Source organism: Rhizobium sp. YTUHZ044 (assembly GCF_051123975.1).
GTDB lineage: Bacteria > Pseudomonadota > Alphaproteobacteria > Rhizobiales > Rhizobiaceae > Rhizobium.
In genome coordinates this window covers 2,562,957-2,583,544 of the sequence record NZ_CP101426.1, presented here as the reverse complement: position 1 = coordinate 2,583,544, position 20,588 = coordinate 2,562,957, and the positions used below count along the sequence as shown (strand labels likewise).

At 61.7% G+C, this 20,588-nt stretch carries 21 protein-coding genes; 16 read left to right on the top strand and 5 right to left on the bottom strand.

Annotation, left to right across the window (positions count from 1 at the left end):
- Nucleotides 1–193: 193 nt before the first annotated feature.
- Complete coding sequence (locus NL154_RS12950; RefSeq protein ID WP_221163990.1) at nt 194–913, bottom strand: aspartate/glutamate racemase family protein; 720 nt, start codon at nt 911–913, stop codon at nt 194–196.
- 155 nt (nt 914–1,068) lie between these two features.
- Between NL154_RS12950 and NL154_RS12945 the strand changes: the two genes are divergently transcribed.
- The 5 genes from NL154_RS12945 (at nt 1,069) to NL154_RS12925 (ending at nt 4,225) form a co-directional block, all read left to right on the top strand.
- Nucleotides 1,069–1,533 (top strand): Lrp/AsnC family transcriptional regulator, encoded by a 465-nt coding sequence (locus NL154_RS12945; protein WP_210630708.1) that lies wholly within the window; start codon nt 1,069–1,071, stop codon nt 1,531–1,533.
- 173 nt (nt 1,534–1,706) lie between these two features.
- Nucleotides 1,707–2,246 carry a BA14K family protein gene (locus tag NL154_RS12940; RefSeq protein ID WP_210630710.1) on the top strand — a complete coding sequence of 180 codons (540 nt, stop codon included), beginning with the start codon at nt 1,707–1,709 and terminating at the stop codon, nt 2,244–2,246.
- Nucleotides 2,247–2,424: 178 nt separating this feature from the next.
- Complete coding sequence (locus NL154_RS12935) at nt 2,425–3,690, top strand: NAD(P)/FAD-dependent oxidoreductase (protein ID WP_210631593.1); 1,266 nt, start codon at nt 2,425–2,427, stop codon at nt 3,688–3,690.
- Complete coding sequence (locus tag NL154_RS12930) at nt 3,618–4,049, top strand: LysE family translocator (RefSeq protein ID WP_311044170.1); 432 nt, start codon at nt 3,618–3,620, stop codon at nt 4,047–4,049. Before NL154_RS12935 ends, NL154_RS12930 begins: the two co-directional genes overlap by 73 nt.
- Nucleotides 3,932–4,225 carry a LysE family translocator gene (locus tag NL154_RS12925; protein WP_282615061.1) on the top strand — a complete coding sequence of 98 codons (294 nt, stop codon included), beginning with the start codon at nt 3,932–3,934 and terminating at the stop codon, nt 4,223–4,225. The genes NL154_RS12930 and NL154_RS12925 overlap by 118 nt, the downstream gene beginning before the upstream one ends.
- Nucleotides 4,226–4,337: 112 nt before the next feature.
- Here NL154_RS12925 and NL154_RS12920 read toward each other — a convergent pair whose 3' ends face one another.
- Entirely contained in the window at nt 4,338–5,384 is a 1,047-nt protein-coding gene (locus NL154_RS12920; protein WP_221145476.1) for an NAD(P)-dependent alcohol dehydrogenase, read from the bottom strand.
- Nucleotides 5,385–5,586: 202 nt separating this feature from the next.
- Between NL154_RS12920 and NL154_RS12915 the strand changes: the two genes are divergently transcribed.
- From NL154_RS12915 to NL154_RS12905, 3 genes are all read left to right on the top strand, one after another.
- Nucleotides 5,587–6,495: an AraC family transcriptional regulator gene (locus NL154_RS12915; RefSeq protein ID WP_210630714.1), complete on the top strand. Its 909-nt coding sequence runs from the start codon at nt 5,587–5,589 to the stop codon at nt 6,493–6,495.
- A gap of 100 nt (nt 6,496–6,595) precedes the next feature.
- A complete protein-coding gene (locus NL154_RS12910; RefSeq protein WP_434732779.1) occupies nt 6,596–7,654 on the top strand; it encodes a glycosyltransferase family 2 protein in 1,059 nt (352 codons plus the stop codon).
- The gene (locus NL154_RS12905; protein WP_210630717.1) at nt 7,654–9,336 is read left to right on the top strand and encodes a hypothetical protein; all 1,683 of its coding nucleotides are present in this window, start codon (nt 7,654–7,656) and stop codon (nt 9,334–9,336) included. Before NL154_RS12910 ends, NL154_RS12905 begins: the two co-directional genes overlap by 1 nt.
- Nucleotides 9,337–9,367: 31 nt before the next feature.
- Here NL154_RS12905 and NL154_RS12900 read toward each other — a convergent pair whose 3' ends face one another.
- Nucleotides 9,368–10,372 (bottom strand): sugar-binding transcriptional regulator, encoded by a 1,005-nt coding sequence (locus NL154_RS12900; RefSeq protein ID WP_210630719.1) that lies wholly within the window; start codon nt 10,370–10,372, stop codon nt 9,368–9,370.
- A 91-nt stretch (nt 10,373–10,463) separates the two neighbouring features.
- Nucleotides 10,464–11,498, bottom strand: coding sequence for a sn-glycerol-3-phosphate ABC transporter ATP-binding protein UgpC (gene ugpC / locus NL154_RS12895; RefSeq protein WP_221145472.1), 1,035 nt, complete (start codon nt 11,496–11,498; stop codon nt 10,464–10,466).
- Nucleotides 11,499–11,648: 150 nt separating this feature from the next.
- Between ugpC and NL154_RS12890 the strand changes: the two genes are divergently transcribed.
- The 6 genes from NL154_RS12890 to NL154_RS12865 all read left to right on the top strand — a co-directional run bounded on the left by NL154_RS12890 (nt 11,649) and on the right by NL154_RS12865 (nt 18,183).
- A complete protein-coding gene (locus NL154_RS12890; RefSeq protein WP_210630722.1) occupies nt 11,649–13,007 on the top strand; it encodes an extracellular solute-binding protein in 1,359 nt (452 codons plus the stop codon).
- A gap of 13 nt (nt 13,008–13,020) precedes the next feature.
- Complete coding sequence (locus NL154_RS12885) at nt 13,021–13,986, top strand: ABC transporter permease subunit (protein WP_434734094.1); 966 nt, start codon at nt 13,021–13,023, stop codon at nt 13,984–13,986.
- A 2-nt stretch (nt 13,987–13,988) separates the two neighbouring features.
- Nucleotides 13,989–14,909 carry an ABC transporter permease subunit gene (locus NL154_RS12880; protein ID WP_210630724.1) on the top strand — a complete coding sequence of 307 codons (921 nt, stop codon included), beginning with the start codon at nt 13,989–13,991 and terminating at the stop codon, nt 14,907–14,909.
- A 27-nt stretch (nt 14,910–14,936) separates the two neighbouring features.
- Entirely contained in the window at nt 14,937–15,665 is a 729-nt protein-coding gene (locus tag NL154_RS12875) for a glycerophosphodiester phosphodiesterase family protein (RefSeq protein WP_434732778.1), read from the top strand.
- A gap of 3 nt (nt 15,666–15,668) precedes the next feature.
- Nucleotides 15,669–16,385 (top strand): HAD family hydrolase, encoded by a 717-nt coding sequence (locus tag NL154_RS12870; protein WP_434732777.1) that lies wholly within the window; start codon nt 15,669–15,671, stop codon nt 16,383–16,385.
- A 166-nt stretch (nt 16,386–16,551) separates the two neighbouring features.
- Nucleotides 16,552–18,183, top strand: a complete 1,632-nt coding sequence (locus NL154_RS12865) for an FGGY-family carbohydrate kinase (protein ID WP_221145469.1) — start codon at nt 16,552–16,554, stop codon at nt 18,181–18,183.
- A 26-nt stretch (nt 18,184–18,209) separates the two neighbouring features.
- Here the strand turns inward: NL154_RS12865 and NL154_RS12860 are convergent, their stop codons facing one another.
- Entirely contained in the window at nt 18,210–18,668 is a 459-nt protein-coding gene (locus NL154_RS12860; protein ID WP_405047648.1) for a hypothetical protein, read from the bottom strand.
- Nucleotides 18,669–18,856: 188 nt separating this feature from the next.
- On the opposite strand from NL154_RS12860, the gene NL154_RS12855 reads away from it, so the two are divergent.
- Nucleotides 18,857–19,507, top strand: coding sequence for a TetR/AcrR family transcriptional regulator (locus tag NL154_RS12855; protein WP_210630733.1), 651 nt, complete (start codon nt 18,857–18,859; stop codon nt 19,505–19,507).
- Between the two features lie 50 nt (nt 19,508–19,557).
- Nucleotides 19,558–20,577 (top strand): ketol-acid reductoisomerase, encoded by a 1,020-nt coding sequence (ilvC, locus tag NL154_RS12850; RefSeq protein WP_210630735.1) that lies wholly within the window; start codon nt 19,558–19,560, stop codon nt 20,575–20,577.
- Nucleotides 20,578–20,588 lie beyond the last annotated feature (11 nt).

Here is a 20,588-nt window from a genome sequence, read left to right as displayed (position 1 = left end):
CTCCTCGCTCGCCGTCATCCTCGGCCTTGTGCCGAGGATCTGCTACCCTATCGACCGGAAGCAGACGCTCGGGACAAGCCCGAGCATGTCGAAAGAAGGGTTGGCCGACTGAGTCAACACACTGACAATAGTCTCCGTATGAAGACTATTGTCATGCATTTAGTTGACTGAGTCAACTACATGTAGACGCGCATCAAGCGGCTTCCTCTTCCACATCTTCCTCTGCGCCAAGGACGAATTCGACCGCAGCCCGTGCATGGATCGCCGTGGTGTCGAAGCCCGGCAGCGGCAGACGGTCGGGATCGAGGATCAGACAAATCTCGGTGCAGCCGAGGATGATACTGTCGGCGCCGTTTTCCACGGCGCGGTCGATGATATCGATGAGCTTCTCGCGCGAGCGGTCATGCACCTTGCCGGCGCACAGTTCGTTGAAGATGATGTCGTGCACAGTGGTGCGGTCGGCGGCGTTGGGCACCATGATGTCGATGCCAAGGTTCTTCATGCGGTCGGCGTAGAAGCCGTGCTCCATCGTGTAGCGGGTGGCAAGCAGCAACGGGCGCTTGCGGCCGGCCGCATGCAGCGATTTCGCCGTTTCGTCGATGATGTGGATCAGCGGCACGGAAATCCTTGCCGCGACTTCCTCGGCGATCAGGTGCATGGTATTGGTGCAGATGAGGACGCAATTGGCCCCGGCGATCTGCAGGCGCAAGGCCACGTCGGCGAGGCGGCGGGCGGCTCCATCCCAGTTGCCGGCCTTCTGAAGCGCGACGATCTCTTCAAAATTGACGGAATGCATTATGACCTCGGCCGAGGCGAGGCCGCCCTTGCGGGTGCGCACCATCTCGTTGACCAGCCGGTAATAGACCGCCGAACTTTCGAAACTCATGCCGCCGATCAGGCCGATCGTTTCCATCTCTTCATGCTCCCATGCTTCAACTTTCGGAAATGATGCCGCAATGCCGGCGCGACGTGTTTGCGTTGTTTGTCCTGCGCGTCTAATGTGTGCTATTATTTTGCGCGGTTTGGAGGGGTGGCGCAAAATTAAGGCGGAGGGTTCACTTCTCACACATGCTGGATGATCGCGACAGACGTATTCTCGATATGCTGCAGAAGGATGCGGGCATCTCCGTAACCAACCTTGCCGAGCGCGTAGCGCTTTCGGTGTCGGCCTGCTCGCGGCGCATCCAGCGGCTGGAGGAAAGCGGCCATATCGCCCGGCGCATCGTCGTGCTCGACCGCGAAAGGATGGGCGTTCCGACGACGGTCTTCGCGCTGGTGAAGACGGCGCATCATTCCGATGAATGGACGGAAAGCTTCCGCCGGATCATCAGCGACATTCCCGAGATCGTCGAGGCCCACCGGTTGACCGGCAATCACGATTACATCCTGAAGATCGTCCTGCCGCGCGTCGAGCACTACGACGTGATCTACAAGCAGATCGTGCGCAAGCTGGAACTCTTCGACGTCTCGGCGTCGATCTCCATGGAAGAATTGAAACATGGAATGGCGATACCCGTGGGTTACGCCCGGTGAACCGTGCCATGCGGAAAAAATAAGGTCGGAATGCAGGAGGAGCCGATAATCCTCAGTGCCATCGGCAGCGATTAATTTGTCTCGATACGGAACGTTTTTCGTTATATTATGTTCACCTTTGGTTCAGGAGGAGGGGAGGATATTCCTCCTCTTGGAGGAAGAGGAGAACAGTCATGAGAAAGCTGGCAATCGTCACGTTGGCCTTGATCGTGGGTGCCCCCGGCGTCACGCCGGCTCAGGCGTTTCCGGCTATCAACCCACCCAGGATCGAAGCACAGCAGCAAATCGAGCAAGTGCAGTGGCGTGGCCACGGCGGTCATTGGGGTGGCGGTTATCATGGAGGCGGGTATCACGGCCATCATCACCACAATGGATCGGGCTGGGGCTGGGCCTTGGGCGGTCTAGCCGTTGGCACCATCATTGGCGGCGCGTTGGCGCAGCCCTATTACGGCTCGTACTACGGTTCACCCTACGGCTATTACGGTTCGCCTTACCGCTATTATGGCTCGCCCTACGGCTACTACCGCCGGCCTTTCGGGTATTACGGCGGCTATTATGGCCGGCCCTATCGGGCCTATGCGTCGTCTGCCTACTACGGAGGGGGCGGCAGCCACGAGAGCTGGTGCTATGCCCGGTATCGTTCGTACAGAGCGTATGACAATACCTTCCAGCCCTATTCTGGCCCCCGTCGTCAGTGCATCGGTCCCTATTGATCGGCACTGACGCCATCTGCGTTATGAACTGGTTTCAGGCCGCCCAACTTCTTCGGATCCGTCGGGCGGCCTTTTCGGCTGCGATCGGCGCAGGGGAGACATGCCGAAACGGCGGTTGGCAAGCTTTGCGCCGAGGCCCACATTGGCTTTCAGCGAAATGGCGCAAAAGGGGCAGGTCATGGGCGATCATCACGTCGTCGTTGTCGGCGGCGGATTCGGCGGGCTGCAGCTCGTCAACGGGTTGAGAGACGCAGGCGTGAAGATCACGCTCGTCGACCGGCGCAACCACCATCTCTTCCAGCCGCTGCTCTATCAGGTGGCGACGACCATTCTATCCACCTCGGAAATCGCCTGGCCGATTCGCCGCCTCTATGCCGATCGGCCCGACGTGACGGTGCTGCTCGGCGAAGTCACCGATGTCGACAGTGGCGCAAAGACGGTCTCGTTACGCAGCGGCATGACTCTGGGTTACGACACGCTGGTGCTGGCGACCGGGGCGACACATGCCTATTTCGGCCATGACGAATGGGAGCCGGTGGCGCCCGGCCTCAAGACGCTGGAGGACGCGACGACGATCCGCCGGCGGGTGCTGCTCGCCTTCGAGAAGGCGGAGATGGAGGCCGATCCGGCGATACGCGATGCGCTGCTGACCTTCACCATCGTCGGCGCCGGGCCAACCGGGGTCGAGCTTGCCGGCATTATCGCCGAGCTCGCGCATTTCACGCTGCCGGACGAATTCCGCAACATCGATACGCGCAAGACCCGCGTCGTGCTGGTCGAGGCCGGCCCGCGGGTGCTGCCGACCTTCGCCCAGGAGCTTTCGGCTTATGCACAAAAGGCGCTGGAGAAACTCGGGGTCGAGGTCCTCCTCGGCAAGCCGGTGACGGAGTGCGGCGCCGACGGCGTGCAGATCGGGGAGACCTTCATCCCTAGCCGGACGATCGTCTGGGCCGCCGGCGTTACGGCTTCGCCGGCCGCCCGGTGGCTTGACGTGCCGGCCGACCGGGCGGGGCGTGTGGTTGTCGAAAAGGATCTGAGCGCGCCCGGCCTGCCCGATGTCTTCGTCATCGGCGACACGGCCTCCGTGATGCGCGAGGACGGCAAACCGGTGCCGGGTATCGCACCCGCCGCCAAGCAGCAGGGCGCTTATGTCGCCAAGGTCATCCGCGCGCGTCTTTCGGGCAAGCCGGCACCGGCGCCCTTCAAATACTGGCACCAGGGCAGTCTGGCGACGATCGGCAAGAGTGCCGCGATCATCGATTTCGGCCGGATCAAGCTCAAAGGCTGGATTGCCTGGTGGATCTGGGGCCTTGCCCATATCTACTTCCTGATCGGCACCCGCTCGCGCTTCTCCGTCGCCTGGAGCTGGCTGTGGATTTATCTGAGCGGCCAGCACAGCGCCCGGCTGATCACTCAGCGGGAGACGATGCGGGAGGAGGGGTAGGCTGCTTCTTGGGGCAAGTCACAACCGTCCTTGCCGGGGCCATCCAGGTCTCGTTGCTGATCCTGGGCGTTGCCTCGCTGCTTCAAGCCTCGCCGCTTGCTTTCGACATTCTGCGCTGGGCGGGAGCCGCCTATTTGGCCTGGCTGGGCGCCAACCTTATTGCGGAGCAGGCCGACACGGCGCCGGCGCAAGGGCGGCGGCGCGGTCCGTCTCGACTGCGGCAGCGCTTCGCGAGGGTACGATCAACAATCTCACCAATCCGAAGGCGCTCGTCTTTCTCTTTGCCTTCCTTCCGCAATTCGTCAATCCTGAGAGTTCCTGGCCGGTGGCGGTTCAGCTTCTTGTTTTCGGGGCGGTGACGAAACTTTCAAATTTCGTCATCCTCAGTTCCGTCGCATTCGGCGCGAGCACGCTCGGCGGCTGGCTCTCGCGCCGTCCGATGCCGATCGTATGGCAGGAGAGGTTCGCCGGTATCATGATGGTCCTCCTCGGCCTCCGGCTCGCCTTTTCAGGGGATGCCCGAGTTGCCCGATAGCCGTCATCTTCAGCAGACACGAAGACCGCCGCCGAAGTCGAGCTTTCCGACTTCGGCGGCTGCCGGCATGTCACATTGGCGCGGCTGTCGGAGCAGCCGCCTCCCCCTATCTTCAGGCCGCCAGCGAGGCGATGTCGATGACGAAGCGGTAGCGGACGTCGCTCTTCAGGACGCGTTCATAGGCTTCGTTGACCTGGTCGATGTCGATCTTCTCGATCTCGGAGACGATGTTGTGCTTGCCGCAGAAATCCAGCATTTCCTGGGTCTCCTTGATCGAGCCGATCATCGAGCCGGAGATACTCTTGCGGCCGGGGATAATCGAGAAGGCGTGCACCGGGATCGGATTCTCCGGCGCCCCGACGACCACGAAGGAGCCGTCCACCTTGAGAAGGCCGAGATAGGCGTTCCAGTCGATCTCGGCGCTGACGGTGCAGATGATCAGATCGAACGTGCCGGCAAGCTTCTTGAAGGTTTCCGGGTCGTTGGTGGCGTAATATTCCTTGGCGCCGAGCTTCAGCCCGTCTTCCTTCTTGGAAAGGCTCTGGGAGAGAACGGTGATATCGGCGCCCATGGCCGAACCCAGTTTTACGCCCATATGGCCGAGGCCGCCCATGCCGACGATCGCGACCTTCTTGCCGGGGCCGGCATTCCAGTGGCGCAGCGGCGAATAGAGGGTGATGCCGGCGCAGAGCAGCGGCGCGGAGGCGTCGAGCGGCAGGTTGTCGGGGATGGACATGACATAGCCCTCCTTGACGACGATCGAGTCGGAGTAACCGCCCTGGGTGCGCGTCTTGCCGTCGGCTTCGAAGTCATTGTAGGTGCCGCTGAGACCCGGCATGTACTGTTCGCGATCGAGGTCGCGCTCGGCGCAGCCGATGCAGGAATCGACGAAGCAGCCGACGCCGACGCGGTCGCCGACCTTGAACTTGGTGACAGCGGAGCCGACGGCCGTGACGATGCCGGCGATCTCATGGCCGGGCACGATCGGATAGACGGCGTTCTTCCATTCGTTGCGGACGGTGTGGATGTCTGAATGGCAGATACCGGCAAACTTGATGTCGATGACGACATCATCTGGTCTGGGGTCGCGGCGCTCGAAGGTGAAAGGAGTCAGCGGCTTGGAAGCGTCGGTGGCGGCGTAGCCTCTTGCAATCGGCATGGGAACCTTCCTTTTCGTTTTGGGAGGGGTTGAATGGGATGGCGGACTATTGCCCGGAACGACGGGAGAGGGTTAGAGCGATCCTCTCAGCTTTTTGCACGATCCTGCAAAAGTGAGGCGCCTATCTGTTTGCGAAACGGCCGTGGCACTCTAGATAGAGACGGTATCGCCGGCTCAGACAGTTGACAGAAAGAGTTGCCGCATGACTTTGCCCTTCAGCCCCTATCAGGAAATCGTCGACATCGCGATGCGCTTTGCGCCCAGCGACGGCGAGTTCTCGACTGCCATCGGCAATCTTCATGTCAGTCGCCGGTCCAAGCCGAGCGATCCCTTGCACAGCAGTTATCGGCCCTGTTTCGCCTTCGTGCTGCAGGGCGCCAAGAGCCTGCAGCTTGGGACGGAGCAGATCAGCTACGGGACCGGCGATTATCTCCTGACCTCGCTCGACCTGCCGGTCGCTTGGCGGGTCACGGAGGCGAGCCCCGAGGTGCCGCATCTCTGTCTTGGGCTGGCAATCGATTCCGAGAAGCTGCTGGAGTTGCTCAGCCGCATCGACGTTCCGCGCCCGGCCGCCCATACCGATGGGCAGCGCGGGATGGTGGTGAACGTCGCGCCGCCGGAGCTGATGGATGCCGCCGTCCGCCTGCTGCGCTTGCTCGATCGTCCAGGTGACATTCCGGCCATGGCGCCGCTGATCGAGCAGGAAATCCTTTACCGGGTGCTGACCGGGCCGCACGGCGCGCGGCTGATCAACATCGCCACGGCAGACAGCCACAGCAACCGGATTGCGCGCGCCGTTGCCTGGCTGAAAGAGAATTTCGCGCGGCCGCTGCGCATCGAAGACCTTGCCGAGCGCGTCAATATGAGCGTGTCGTCCTTCCATCACCATTTCAAGTCGGTGACGGCGATGACGCCCGTCCAGTATCAGAAGCAGCTTCGTCTGCACGAGGCGCGCCGGCTGATGCTCGTCGAGCGGCTCGACGCGGGCACGGCTGGCCACCGCGTCGGTTATCAGAGCCCGTCGCAATTCAGCCGCGAATATAGCCGCCTCTATGGCGCGTCGCCGGCCCGCGATGTCGACGGCGTGCGCGAGATCATCGCGGCGGAATAGCGCTGAGGGGCGTCGGCGCGGCTGCCGGCCAGCCATTAAAGGATGTTTGACCTTTCCCGGCTAGGCTGGCGCCATCAAACAAGCAGGCACCGCCGTCCGCATGACGCAAGCACCGTTACTTTCCATCGTCGCGCCTTGTCATAACGAGGAAGACGGCCTGCGCGAATTCTGCCGCCGCGCCGCCGCCGCTGCGCAGAGCGTCGCCGGCGACGCCTTCGAGCTCATTTTGGTCGATGACGGCTCGTCGGACGGCACCTGGGAGATCATTTCGGATCTGGCGGCAAAAGTGCCGCAGGTGCTCGGCGTCCGTCTCCTGCGCAATCACGGCCATCAGCTGGCATCGACGGCCGGCCTTTCGGCGTCGCGGGGCGAGCGCGTGCTTTTGATCGACGCCGATCTTCAGGACCCGCCCGAACTGCTGTTGATGATGATGCCGATCATGGAGCGCGGCGCCGATGTCGTTTACGGCCAGCGCACGCGTCGCGAGGGCGAAACCTGGTTCAAGCTCGCCTCCGCGTCGCTCTTCTATCGCACGCTCTCGAGACTCGCTTCCGTGACCATTCCGCGTGACACCGGCGATTTCCGGTTGATGCGCCGGCGCGTCGTCGATATCCTGCTGGCGATGCCGGAGCGCGATCGTTTCATCCGCGGCATGGTCAGCTGGATCGGCGGCCGGCAGGTGGCTCTGCCTTACGAGCGGGACGCCCGTTTTGCCGGCACGACGAAATATCCACTGCGCAAGATGATCAATTTCGCGCTCGATGCGATCACCAGCTTTTCAACGACGCCGCTGCGCATCGCCACATGGCTCGGCATGATCAGCGCCGGTGTGGCGGTGGCGCTGCTCGTCTATGCCCTTGTTCGCTGGCTGCAGGGCGAGACCGTCACCGGCTGGTCGTCGATCATGGCCGCCGTCAGCGTATTCAGCGCCATCCAGCTGATCTGCATCGGCATCATCGGCGAGTATCTTGGTCGTCTCGTCCAGGAGAGCAAGCGGCGGCCGATGTTCATCGTCGAGACGATCCTGCGGGGCAGCTACCATGCCGAACTGCCGACGGCTTTTTCGGAAATGAGCGCCGGCGACCGGCGCGCGGCGCTGGATTCGGCCTTCGCGCCGACAGAGCCGCCGCGGCCGCAAAGGAGCAACCGGACCAAATAATGAATCGAATTGCTGCGCCTATTCATGCCGCGGCCGGGCCGGAGGATTTGATCGCCCGGCAAGACTCCACCATAGCGATCGCCGTGTTCGTCACGCTTGCGGCTGCATTGGTCGGCCTGTTTCACTTCCCGCCGGTTCTCGACTACGCCAATCACTACGCCCGGATCTGGCTGCTTTCGGGCGGCATCGGCGAACAGCCGTTCCCTGAGATCTATGCGATCGATTGGAACCGCACCTTCACCAATGTCGGAATCGATCTTGTCGCCGTCTGGCTGGGGCCGCTCGTCGGCGCCGACAGGCTGGCGCGGGCATTGCTTTTTCTGGCGATCGTGTTGCCGCCGCTTGGTGCGATCGGGCTGCACCGCGCGCTGTTCGGCGGCCGGCACTACTGGCAGATCGCCATGCTCTCGTTTAGCTGGTGCGCCACGATGATCGGCGGCTTCATCAATTTTCAGATCGGCCTCGGCATGGCCTTGTTCTTCTCGTGCATCGATCTGCGGCTGCAGGGCGGAAATCCGGTCTGGATTTTTGCCTGGCGCCTCGCCGCCGCATTGCTGCTGACAGTGATGCACATCTTCTCGCTCGGGTTCTATATCGCCATCGTCTGCGGCCTCGAATTTTCCTGGCGCATCGACATATTGCGATCGAGGGTGGGATTGGCAAGGCTTGCCGGCCGCTTGGCGCTCGTGGTCAGTGTCTGCGCCCTACCGCCGCTCGCTTTGTACCTCCGTACTGCTGCTTTACCGGATGCCGGCGGGAGCGGCCTTGGACTTGCCTGGAACGATGGCGTCATCCTGATCCTGATAAACATTGTCTCCGCCATCACGACTTATCTTCCGTTGGTTGACGTCGTGCTGATTCTGCCACTGATCCTCATCTGCACGCGGGCCGCACGGACGGGCGACATTCAGGTGCATGCAGGGCTCGCGGTCACCGCCTGCGGATTGTTGCTTCTTTCCTGTATTTCGCCGCGACACGCTCTCGGCACCGGCTGGATCAGCTGGCGCTTTCCGATCATGACAGCACTCGTGGCCATGGCGATGGTGTGCCCGTTTGCCAATTTGACGCGCCGGCAGGCGCTGTCGCTGGCGCTGATCATCAACCTTGCGGTCTTCGGCCGAGCCGCCTGGATCGGCTGGAATTGGTGGCTGGCGCAGAAAGATGTCGCGGCTGTCGAGACTGCGCTGAGAAAGATGCCTGCCGGCGCGGCCGTGCTGCCCCTGGGGCATGAACCGGAGACCGCCAGCAGCCTTGCCCATTCCAATCGGCACTTCGCCTGGGGATTGGATACCTTCCGGCATCTGCCGACGCTCGCCGTGCCGTTCTCGCATGCTTTCGTGCCGACGCTCTTCACGGCAAAAGGCAAGCAGCCGCTTTCCGTCCTGCCGCCATGGTCTCATATCGCGGTTCCCGAGGGCAATCTGGTGTCGATCGGCGTACTTTCATGCCCGGCAATGATGCGGGAGTATGAGGGCTTTACGCCCTATCTTTCGGATTGGCGCAGGCGTTTCGATTTCATCCTCGTCGCCAATGCCGATATCCCTGACCGCTACGTCGGCAACTCAATGCCGGCGGGGCTGACGCTTATCGAGGATGCCGGTTTCGCCAAGCTTTATGCGATCGACAAGGTAACGCCGGCGGAGCCTCTCTCGCTCCCGGCCGGTTGCGCCAGGGCGTCTTAGACTTAGCTGCCGATGCCGTGCATGTCCGGCTCTACGAACTGCCGCTCGTCCTGAGCTCGCCAGCAAGCTGTTGTGCCTGTCGTGCAGTGTCTTCATCGCAAATCAACACGTTGCCGAGGCCGGACAGCAGCACGGCTGCGATAGCCTGCGCCTTGTTCCAGCCGCCTGACGCGAAGACGACATTGGGAATGGAGCGCAGAGCTTCCAACTCGGGAGCGATCGCGCACCTGTTTATCGCATGGTCGATCGGCCGCCCGATCTTATCGACGAACTGGCCGAGCACGTCACCACAGGCACCGGCTGCGAGCAATTCCTCAATGTTGATGTTGCGCGGCAAGCCGTAGCGCATCAACAGCGAACGCTCGGTCATGTCGCCGATGCTGAGCACGATGACGTCATTGGTCTCGATCTGTCGAAAGGCCGATTCAAAAACATCCTGTTGGATGATTGCCGTCCGCGATTCCGGGCTGCCGGCGTAGATCGGCGCAGCAAGATAGGAGCATTCGGCATTGAGCTGGCGAGCAAGGTCGCTCGCAATGTCAAAGGTATTGATTTCGATGCCGTGCGTCAGCCCGCCCATGACCGAATTGACGCAGATATCAGGCCGTTTGAGGGAGGGCATATGACGCACCATCTCGCGGAGCGTCGCTCCCCACCCGACGCCAACGCCGCGGATATTGCCGCCGTTCAGCAACTGCACGAGATAATCGGCGGCCGCCTGGCCGAGCAGGACGGGGATCAGTTCCGCATCCTCCGGCGTCGGTACGATAATTGCCCGATTGAGGTTGAATTCTGCCGCCAGCTGCTGCTCCAGGGCGATACAGGAGGTCAGCCGGGAATTGAGGGTGATCGTCACAAGGCCGGATCGGCGCGCCTCGGCGATGATCTTGTTGACGCGAAGCCTGTTGGTCGAAAGCGCTTCGGCGATTTCACCCTGGGTGCGTCCCTCCATGTAATAGAGCCAGACGACGCGCACCTGCATCTGCTCGTCCGGCAGCGCAACGGGCGCGGAAGAAGCACTTCTGTTCTGTGACATGCAATAATCTGCGCCTCCGTTCGACGCCATGGATCTCAAATCCCCGGCGCTTGTCAATCGCAGGGGCCCGTCGTCGGCCGCTTCACCGCGGTCAGTCGGTTCGCCGGCCGGTCGACTTGTTGAAGGGATGCAAACCTTCCATGCGTACATGGCACGAAATGCGGTCGTGTTCCTGCAGACGCCGATCGCTAGGCACGCTCGCGACGATGTGCTTCCGGCTGTCGTCGATGCGCAGATGCACGTTGTTCTCATCGCCAACGGTTTCGATCAATTCGACATAGGCGTCGAACCGGAGATCATGCGCCGATCCGACCCCGAGGTTGATCGAACCAGGTCTGACGCCGACGAGATCGGTGTCTTTCGGAAGCGCGATGTCGCTGAGGCCGAGTTCATCCAGTTCGATCAGATTCATCGGCGGCGAACCGATGAAGCCGGCAACGAAGACGGTTTCGGGACGGCGATACACCTCGATCGGTGTCCCGATCTGCTCGATTCGGCCGCCGTTCATGACGACGAGCCTGTCGGCGAGGGTCATCGCCTCGAGTTGGTCGTGCGTCACATAGAGGCTGGTCGTCTCGAGCTGCCGCTGCAACCTGCGGATTTCGACGCGCATTTGCACGCGAAGCTTCGCATCCAGATTGGACAACGGTTCGTCAAAGAGGAAGGCGGCTGGATCGCGGACGATGGCGCGGCCCATGGCAACGCGTTGGCGCTGTCCGCCTGAGAGCTGACGAGGGCGGCGCTCGAGGAATTCGCCGATTTCCAGAATGTCGGCGGCGTCAGCGATCCGCCGGTCGATCTCGGGGCGAGGAACGCGGCGGTTCTTGAGTCCATATTCGAGATTCTGCCGAACGGTCATATGAGGATAGAGCGCGTAGTTCTGGAAGACCATCGCAATGTTGCGGTCGGCCGGATCGACACGGCCAACGTCGTTGCCTGATATCCTGAGGTGCCCGGAGCTTATGGCTTCGAGCCCCGCGATCATCCGCAGCAAGGTCGATTTCCCACATCCTGATGGCCCGACCAATACGATCATTTCGCCGTCCGCGACGGTCAGATTGATCCCTTTTACCGCGGGAACCGGTCCGTAATTCTTCCTCAGGTCGATCAGTTCGATAGCGGCCATGGCATCCTTCCTCCTGGATCGTCATACATTTGTAACATGCTATTGACATTTGTAACAAGTGACCCCAACCTTGTTTTATCGCCACTCTGGGAGGGGTTGACCGACGCTCGACGCCCGGTCGGCGAACAAGGCAATGGAGAGGAAAACCAAATGACGGCAATGTCTTCGATAAGGTCCCGCATGGGGCTGACGATCCGGTCATTCGCGGCGGGCGCTGCACTGATGACGCTCGGATTGGCAAATGCGGGCGACGCCAGCGCAGCCGATCGCGTCAAGATCGAATGGTGGAATGCGGCAGGCGGCCGCCTGGCTGAAATCACCAATCAGTTGATTAAGGACTTCAACGCCTCGCAGGACAAATACGAGGTCGTCGGCATCGGCAAAGGCAATTATGAAGAGACCATGGCGGCAATGGTGGCAGCCTACCGCGTCCATCAGCAACCGGTGCTGATCCAGGCGGCCGAGCGCGGCTTTCTGACCATGTACAATTCCGGCGCGATCATTCCGGTGCCGGAGCTGATGGAGAAGGAAGACTACAAGATCGACTGGAACGATTTCGTCGCTCCGGTCGCCGGTTTTTATCTCGTCGACGGCAAGCCGGCGGCAATGCCCTTCAACAGCTCGACGCCGATCTTCTGGTACAATGCCGATCACTTCAAGGCAGCCGGGTTCGACAAGCCGGGCGAGACCTGGCAGGAGCTCGACAAGCAGCTGCGCGCCATCAAGGACAAAGGCGTTTCAAAATGCCAGATGGCGCTTGCGAACGACTTCTACTGGAGCCTGATCGAGAACTATGCCGCGATCCAGGATCAGCCTTACGGCACCAAGGCGAATGGTTTCGGCGGCCTCGACACCGAATTCATCTTCAACAAGAGCCCCTTGCTGGTGGGTCAGGTGACGCGCCTCAAGACGTGGATGGACGCCGGCATTCTGCAGATCGCGGGGCAGGGCCTCTCGCCAGACCAACTGTTCACCTCTGGAACCTGCTCGACCTATGTGGCCTCCACCGCGGCGCATGCCGCCGTCGAGAGCGGCGCGAAATTCAATTGGAGCGCAACGTTCCTGCCGCATGAGGAAGGCGTCGAGCCGAAAAACAGCACCATTGGCGGCGGTGCGCTCTGGGTTCTCAAAGGCAAGACCGAGGAAGAATACGCCGGCGCGGCCGCCTTCCTGAATTTCGTCGCCTCGCCGAAGACGCAGGTCTGGTGGAGCAAGCAGACAGGCTACGTCCCGGTTACGAATGCCGCCTATGAGCAGGCCAAGTCCGAGGGCTACTTCAAGGACCACCCGACCCGCGAGATCGCCATTCTCCAGCTCACGCGCGGCACCCCGACCGATAATTCGCGCGGCTTCCGCTTCGGCAATCATAATCAGGCGATGGCGCTTCTGGTGGAAGAGATTCAGGGTGTGTGGACCGGCCAGAAGACACCACAGCAGGCGCTGGATGCCGCGGCGGCCCGCGGAAACCAGATCCTCCGCCAGTATGAGCAGCTTCATGCAGCAAAGTAGAACCCTGGGAAAGATGGAAGGCGCCGCCCGGCGCCTTCGTATCCCCGATCTTCCGTCGACGGGCCGCTCGGTTGCGCAGCCGTCGGAGGCCGGGTTGAAGTCCGCCCACTTCAGCAAGCCGTGGCTCGCCTTCGGCCTGGTTGCGCCGCAACTGGTGATCCTGCTGTTCTTCTTTTTCATCCCATCCTACAAGGCGCTGTCGCTGGCCTTCGTTCAGGTCGATCCCTTCGGCGGCACGCAGATTTTCGTCGGGCTCACCAATTTCTACAATCTGTTTGCAAGCCCGGAGTATCGCAGCAGTGCGCTGTTCACGCTGTGGTTCACCGTTGCACAGAACGCCGCAACGCTTCTGCTTGCCGGGCTCTTTGCCTTCGCGACCGATTTCGTGATCAGAGGTAGGGGGATCTACAAGAGCATCATCCTGCTTCCCTATGCGATCGCGCCTGTCATATCGGGCGTGATCTGGGCCTTCCTGTTCAATCCGGCGGTGGGGCCGATCGCGCAGCTTCTGCACGGGTTCGGCTTCGAATGGGATCCGAACCGGCGGCCTTTCGATGCGCAGCTTCTGGTGACCATCGCTTCCGTCTGGAAGAATGTCTGCTACGACTACATCTTTCTCGTCGCCGCATTGCTCGCCGTGCCGGTCTCGATTCTGGAAGCGGCAAAGCTCGACGGCGCAAGACCCGTCCGGCGCTTTTTCACGATTTCGCTTCCGCTGATCTCGCCGACGATCTTCTTCCTCGTGGTGATGAACTTCGTCTACGGCTTGTTTGAAACCTTCGGCATCATCGATGCCGTCACGCGCGGCGGCCCAGCGGGGGCGACGAACAGCCTGGTCTACAAGGTCTATCAGGACGGCTTCGTGCAACTGGATCTCGGCGCGTCGGCCGCCCAGTCGGTGCTTTTGATGCTGATCGCCGTCCTGTTCACCATCGTTCAATTCCGCGCCCTCGAGCGCAAGGTCAATTACCAGGTGTAGTCATGCCCGAACGTCATCTCGGTCTGTCGATCTTCTGCCACGCGATCTTGCTCGTCGGCGCGGTTTTCGTCTGCCTGCCTCTTTATTTTGCCTTCGTCGCCGGGTCGCTCACCTTGCAGGAGGTTCAGCAGGCGCCGTTCCCGGTGGTGCCGGGCAGGCATTTCTTTGAAAACCTGGCAGCGGCCTGGCAACAGGGCGAATTCTCCCAGCTGTTCCTGAATTCGATCATCGTCACCGCCGGCATCGTCATCGGCAAGCTGGCGATCTCGCTGATCGCCGCATTCGGCGTGACCTATTTCCGCTTCCCATTTCGCATGACGGCCTTCTGGCTCATCTTCGTGTCGCTGATGCTTCCGGTCGAGGTCCGCATCATTCCGACCTACGAGGCGGTCGCCGATGCCGCCGGCCCGATCCGCTGGCTGGTCGGGACCGTCGGGCTTTCCGGCGTCGTGGAACGGCTGACAGGATACAGCATCGAAGCCTCGTTGAAATGGAACATGGTCAACAGCTATGCCGGCCTGATCCTGCCGCTGATTGCCTCCGCCTCCGCAACATTCCTGTTCCGACAGTTCTTCCTGACAGTTCCGGATGAACTTTGCGAGGCGGCCAAGCTCGACGGCGCCGGTCCGCTGAAATTTTTCAAGGATATCCTTCTTCCGCTGTCGAGCGCCAACATCGCGGCCTTGTCGATCATCCTGTTCCTCTATGGCTGGAACCAGTATTTGTGGCCGCTGCTCTTCACCACGGACAAAGAGATGGGAACAGCGGTGCTCGGGCTGAAGCAACTCGTTCCGGTCTCCGACTCCGCACCCGCCTGGAACATTGCGATGAGTGCTGCGCTGCTCGTCATGCTTCCGCCGGCAGCCGTCATTCTCTTCATGCAACGCTGGTTCACCAAGGGGCTGGTGGACTCCGGGAAGTAAACGCCGAATCTCAAGGATATTCAGACGATGGTGCATATCATCGGCCACCGCGGTGGCCGCAATCTCTGGCCCGAGAACAGCCTCTCGGGCTTCCGTAAACTTGCGCAAATGCCGGTGGATGGCGTGGAATTCGACATCCACCTGACACGATCGGGAGAAATGCTGGTCATTCATGATCCGACGCTCGATCGCACGACCGATGCGCAGGGCATGGTCGCCGATCTCGGCCCCCGACAACATCGCGAAATCCGTCTCAAGCAAAGCGATGGGGAAACGATCCCGGCGCTGGAAGAGGTCCTCGCCGTCTTCAAGAACACGCCCTTCGAGCTTCATATCGAGCTGAAGACCCAGGCCGATGGGACGCCTTACGAGGGGCTCGCCGCCATGGCATTTGCCGCCGTCGAGCGGCTTGGTCTTGTGGAGCGCTCGATCCTGACGAGCTTTCATCCCGATGTGCTTGCCGATATTCGCAAGGTCGCTCCTGGAATTCGCATCTTGTCGTCCTTCGACACCAAGTCCGCCGAACGCCTCGGCCTTGCGAGCGGCCTCAGCCTGATGAAGCGATGCTCGGATATCATCGCCGTCGAAAAATCTCTCCTGCAGGCGAAGTGGGACGAGATCACCCAAATTGTGCCGCTGGACCGCCTCGGCGCCTGGGTTCCGAACGAAATGAGCGATCTCGACTATTGGCTTGCCAAACCGATCCGGCAGATCACGACGGACCGTCCGGATCTCGCCTTGCAGGCGCGGGGTTGAGACATGCTCAATAGCCGCATCGATTATCCCGGCATCCTAGGCGCCGTGGACAGCATCGACCTCGTGATCTTCGATTGCGACGGCGTGCTGATCGACAGCGAGCCGATCGCCAGCCGCACACTGGCAGATACGCTCCAGGGCGCAGGCATTGCGATCACCGCAGCCGAGGCGCATGTCAAATTCACCGGAAATTCGGAAAGCATCATCGCCGAGATGTGCCGGCGTGAATACGGGATCATCGACGTCGCCGCGCTGTTCGAGAAATGGCATCTTCACCTGTTCGAGGAATTCGCGCGCTCGCTGACGCCCATTGCCGGCATCGCCGAGGTCGTCAACAGTCTCGACCGCCCTAAATGCGTCGCATCGAACAGCACGATGCGGCGGTTGCGCAACAGCCTGGGCAAACTCGATCTCTGGAGCGCCTTCGGCGAAGACGTGTTCAGCGCCGAATTCGTCTCCCGGCCGAAGCCGGCGCCCGATCTGCTGCTATATTGCGCCGAGCGTTTTCGGGCCCGGCCGGCGAGATGCATCATGATCGACGACAGCGTTCATGGTGTGACGGCGGCAATCGCCGCAGGCATGACGGCCATCGGATTCGTCGATCCGGCCGATCCGAGGCCCGGCCGCCGCGCCGTGCTCGATGCCGCCGGAGCCACCGCCGTTGCGACAGGGGCAGGGGAGCTTACCGCCATTCTGGAAAATGTCGGAGGGAGGCTGTGAGGCGCCCCGGGCGGTGGGCGCGCTCGGTGCCCAGCCTCCTTGCCATGTCGCCGTGACCGCGTAATGTCAGCCTCCCTGGAGGCGGGACTCTTTCCAGACAACAGACTTCGAAATTCGACCCCAGCCGCTAATCAACCCGATCCTTGGCGATCTGAAACGAGAGACCATGAGCGACACATCTCATACAGCGGAAGCCGGCGCTAAATATGTCATCGGCGTCGATGTCGGCACCGGCAGCGCTCGAGCCGGCCTGTTCGATATGGCCGGCCGCATGCTTGCCTCCGCCAAGCGAAATATCAGCCTGTTTCATGAAGCCGGTTCCATCGTCGAACAATCGAGCAGCGAAATCTGGAGCGCCGTTTGCGCGGCCGTGCGAGAGGCGGTTGCCGCAGCCGGCGTCGACCCGGCTTCCGTGGTCGGGCTCGGATTCGACGCCACCTGCTCGCTCGTCGTCCTCGGCGAAGGCGGCAAGTCGCTTCCCATCGGGCCTTCGGAAGATCCGGACCGGGACATCATCGTCTGGATGGACCATCGCGCCGTCTCGCAGGCGGAGCGCATCAATGCGTTTGGGCATGAGGTGCTGCGTTATGTCGGCGGTCGTATTTCGCCCGAAATGGAAACACCCAAACTTCTCTGGCTCAGGGAAAACCGCCCTGGCGTCTTTGATGCTGCCTGGCAGTTTTTCGATCTTGCGGATTTCCTTACCTGGCGGGCGACTGGCGATCTGTCGCGCTCGACCTGTACAGTCACCTGCAAATGGACCTATCTCGCTCATGAAAAGCGGTGGGACAGCGGTTATTTTCATCAGATCGGTCTCGGCGTGCTGGCAGACGAAGGGTTTGCCCGCATCGGAAAAGTCATTGTCGAGCCCGGTTCGGCACTCGGCCAAGGACTGACTGCGGCAGCGGCGAAGGAGCTCGGCCTGACGCCGGGCACGGCCGTAGCAGCCGGGCTGATCGATGCCCATGCCGGCGGTGTCGGAACCGTCGGTGCCGATCCGGAAGCAAATCTTGCTTATGTTTTCGGGACCTCTTCCTGCACGATGACGTCGACGGCAGAACCGTCTTTCGTGCCCGGTGTCTGGGGACCTTACTATTCGGCGATGGTGCCGGGCCTGTGGCTGAACGAAGGCGGCCAGAGTGCCGCCGGCGCGGCGATAGACCACCTCCTCTCCTTCCACCCGGCGGCCGGCGAGGCGAAGGAGCTTGCAAAGAGCGCCGGTATTGCTCTGCCGGTCTTGCTTGCCGACATGGCCACCCGCAAGGCGGGGCGTTCTTCCGGCGCCGTCAAGCTGGTGGCCGGGCTGCACGTCGTACCCGAATTCCTCGGCAACCGTGCGCCCTTTGCTGATCCGCATGCCCGCGCGGTCATTGTCGGTCTCGGCATGGAGCGGGATGTCGACAACCTGGTCGCGCTTTATATCGCGGGGCTTTGCGGCATTGGCTACGGCCTCAGGCAGATCATCGAAACGCAGGGCGAGGCGGGGGTGACCATCGAGAACATCGTCATCAGCGGCGGGGCCGGCCAGCACGATTTCGTCCGCCAATTGCTCGCCGATGCGAGCGGCAAGCCGGTGGTGGCGACGAAGGCCGAGGAGCCGGTATTGCTGGGAGCGGCCATTCTCGGCGCCGTCGCCGGCCGGCAGTTTGCGGATGTCCGAGCAGCGATGAGCGAACTCACCCGGGCGGAAACACGGTTTCAGCCATCGGGGGGCGAAATTTCCAATCTCCACCGCAAGCGTTACCAGGCGTTCAAGGAGCTTCAGACGTTGGCGCGCAAGCTTCGCAGCGATGGCTGACATCGCTGTGCGACAAATGCCGCGGGCTAATTATTGATGGCGATGATCGCCCAATGGCTCTCCTCGCAGGCGTTGTCGTCGCAGACTGCACCCATCCAGACGGCGCCATTTGCGAGCATCACTCCTTCGCTGCTGACGAAGAGATCCTCATACTGCTGGCGGCCGACAGCGCGGCGGGTCTCCTGGGTCACCAGATCGTCGAAATTCTCGATGAAATCCTCGGCGTTTTCGACATCATAGGTTTCGCCATCTGCCTTTACGCTCAGCGGATATTCGGCAAGGCCTGCGATGGTTTCTGCATCGCCGGCGCGCATCGCCTGGACGAGTTGGCGCAGCGGCCGGTCGAACCCGGCGGCATCGCCGTGCAATTCCTCGATGCGGTTATAGACCTCACTATCCGACTGCGCGGCGGCGCGGCCGGTGAAGGACGTCGTTGCCAGGAGCATCGCTCCCGTCAGGAGAAGGGCGGCAGATGGACGCAACATGGAAGACTCCCGGCAAATGATTTTGCGCGGCATTATGCAATCTGCATCCGGTGTCCGCCTATCCAATTCTGGTGCAGCGCCGGCCTTTCCCGTATAAAAATCTGCCTGGACCTGCTTGACGGCCCGATCGGATTGTCGCATAAAGCTCGCGAACCGTACCGTACGGTACGTATAGGGGAGCCTTGACCGTGTCCGTCGATACTGCAGAGCCGAACGAATTTTCGTCGCGCCAGAACGCCGTTCTGGAGCAGGCGCTGCGGCTGCTCGTTGATGGCGGCGAGAAGGCGCTGACGACCTCCGGTGTTGCGCGCGCCGCCAATTGCTCCAAGGAAAGCCTCTACAAGTGGTTCGGCGATCGCGACGGCCTCTTGTCGGCGATGATCGCCTATCAGGCGAGCAAGGTGCGCACCTTCGAGCGCAACGGCGAACGGCTGACGGCGACGAGCCTGCACGATCATGTCGTCATCTTCGCGCGGGACCTGCTGGAGGTGCTCGCCGGCGACGTCTCGCTGGCGCTGAACCGGCTTGCCATTGGCCAGTCGCACCGCGACGGCTCGAAACTCGGCAAGCTTTTGCTCGAACGCGGCCGCCGCCAGATCGACCGGCGCGCCATGGCGCTGATCGACGCCGGAAAGAGGGCAGGGCTGCTGCGGTTTTCCGATGCGGACGAAGCCTATCATACGCTTTACGGCCTTGTCGTTTCCGACCTGCATGTGCGCATGCTGCTCGGCGAACCCGGCCTCAAGGATACCGCGCGCCAGGCGGAGAGGGCGGTCACCGCCTTCCTCCGGCTCTACGGCACGGACAAGGTTCTGGCGGAGATGCCGGCTCTCGGCTGATTTCGCCTTAATGACAGTCAACAGGACAAGCACAAGGGAAGGAACTTCAAATGCGCGTCTATTACGATCGTGATGCCGATCTCAACCTCATCAAGGCCAAGAAGGTCGCCGTCATCGGCTACGGCTCGCAGGGCCGCGCCCATGCGCTGAACCTCAAGGACAGCGGCGCCCAGAACCTCGCCATCGCGCTGAAGGCCGGTTCGCCCACGGTCAAGAAGGCCGAGGCCGATGGCTTCAAGGTCATGACCGTCGCAGAAGCCGCCGGCTGGGCCGACCTGATGATGATGGCAACGCCGGACGAACTGCAGGCCGACATCTACAAGTCGGACATCGCGCCGAACATCCGCGACGGCGCCGCCATCGCTTTCGCCCACGGCCTCAACGTTCACTTCGGCCTGATCGAGCCGAAGGCTTCGGTCGACGTCGTCATGATCGCCCCGAAGGGCCCGGGCCACACGGTTCGCGGCGAATACCAGAAGGGCGGCGGCGTTCCCTGCCTCGTCGCCGTTCATCAGAACGCCTCCGGCAACGCTCTTGAACTCGCTCTCTCCTACGCCTGCGGCGTCGGCGGCGGCCGTTCCGGCATCATCGAAACCAACTTCCGCGAAGAGTGTGAAACCGACCTCTTCGGCGAACAGGTCGTTCTCTGCGGCGGTCTCGTCGAGCTCATCCGCGCCGGTTTCGAAACGCTGGTTGAAGCCGGTTACGCGCCTGAAATGGCCTATTTCGAGTGCCTGCATGAAGTGAAGCTGATCGTCGACCTGATCTATGAAGGCGGCATCGCCAACATGAACTACTCGATCTCCAACACGGCCGAGTGGGGCGAATACGTCACCGGTCCGCGCATCATCACCGAAGAAACCAAGGCTGAGATGAAGCGCGTGCTCAAGGACATCCAGACCGGCAAGTTCACCTCCGAGTGGATGCAGGAATACCGGTCGGGCGCCGCCCGCTTCAAGGGCATCCGCCGCAACAACGACAGCCATCAGATCGAGGAAGTCGGCGCCAAGCTGCGCGGCATGATGCCCTGGATCGGCAAGAACAAGCTGGTCGACAAGTCGGTCAACTAAGCTGTTTCAGC

What these genes read in the sequence shown, in the direction of transcription:
- NL154_RS12915 (WP_210630714.1), top strand. Translation starts at nt 5,587, where the DNA reads ATGACTTTGCCCTTCAGCCCCTATCAGGAAATCGTCGACATCGCGATG.
- NL154_RS12905 (WP_210630717.1), top strand. Translation starts at nt 7,654, where the DNA reads ATGAATCGAATTGCTGCGCCTATTCATGCCGCGGCCGGGCCGGAGGAT.
- NL154_RS12940 (WP_210630710.1), top strand. Translation starts at nt 1,707, where the DNA reads ATGAGAAAGCTGGCAATCGTCACGTTGGCCTTGATCGTGGGTGCCCCC.
- NL154_RS12950 (WP_221163990.1), bottom strand. Translation starts at nt 913, where the DNA reads ATGGAAACGATCGGCCTGATCGGCGGCATGAGTTTCGAAAGTTCGGCG.
- NL154_RS12920 (WP_221145476.1), bottom strand. Translation starts at nt 5,384, where the DNA reads ATGCCGATTGCAAGAGGCTACGCCGCCACCGACGCTTCCAAGCCGCTG.
- NL154_RS12890 (WP_210630722.1), top strand. Translation starts at nt 11,649, where the DNA reads ATGACGGCAATGTCTTCGATAAGGTCCCGCATGGGGCTGACGATCCGG.
- NL154_RS12870 (WP_434732777.1), top strand. Translation starts at nt 15,669, where the DNA reads ATGCTCAATAGCCGCATCGATTATCCCGGCATCCTAGGCGCCGTGGAC.
- NL154_RS12900 (WP_210630719.1), bottom strand. Translation starts at nt 10,372, where the DNA reads ATGTCACAGAACAGAAGTGCTTCTTCCGCGCCCGTTGCGCTGCCGGAC.
- NL154_RS12875 (WP_434732778.1), top strand. Translation starts at nt 14,937, where the DNA reads ATGGTGCATATCATCGGCCACCGCGGTGGCCGCAATCTCTGGCCCGAG.
- NL154_RS12935 (WP_210631593.1), top strand. Translation starts at nt 2,425, where the DNA reads ATGGGCGATCATCACGTCGTCGTTGTCGGCGGCGGATTCGGCGGGCTG.
- ugpC (WP_221145472.1), bottom strand. Translation starts at nt 11,498, where the DNA reads ATGGCCGCTATCGAACTGATCGACCTGAGGAAGAATTACGGACCGGTT.
- ilvC (WP_210630735.1), top strand. Translation starts at nt 19,558, where the DNA reads ATGCGCGTCTATTACGATCGTGATGCCGATCTCAACCTCATCAAGGCC.
- NL154_RS12865 (WP_221145469.1), top strand. Translation starts at nt 16,552, where the DNA reads ATGAGCGACACATCTCATACAGCGGAAGCCGGCGCTAAATATGTCATC.
- NL154_RS12945 (WP_210630708.1), top strand. Translation starts at nt 1,069, where the DNA reads ATGCTGGATGATCGCGACAGACGTATTCTCGATATGCTGCAGAAGGAT.
- NL154_RS12880 (WP_210630724.1), top strand. Translation starts at nt 13,989, where the DNA reads ATGCCCGAACGTCATCTCGGTCTGTCGATCTTCTGCCACGCGATCTTG.
- NL154_RS12860 (WP_405047648.1), bottom strand. Translation starts at nt 18,668, where the DNA reads ATGTTGCGTCCATCTGCCGCCCTTCTCCTGACGGGAGCGATGCTCCTG.
- NL154_RS12910 (WP_434732779.1), top strand. Translation starts at nt 6,596, where the DNA reads ATGACGCAAGCACCGTTACTTTCCATCGTCGCGCCTTGTCATAACGAG.
- NL154_RS12885 (WP_434734094.1), top strand. Translation starts at nt 13,021, where the DNA reads ATGGAAGGCGCCGCCCGGCGCCTTCGTATCCCCGATCTTCCGTCGACG.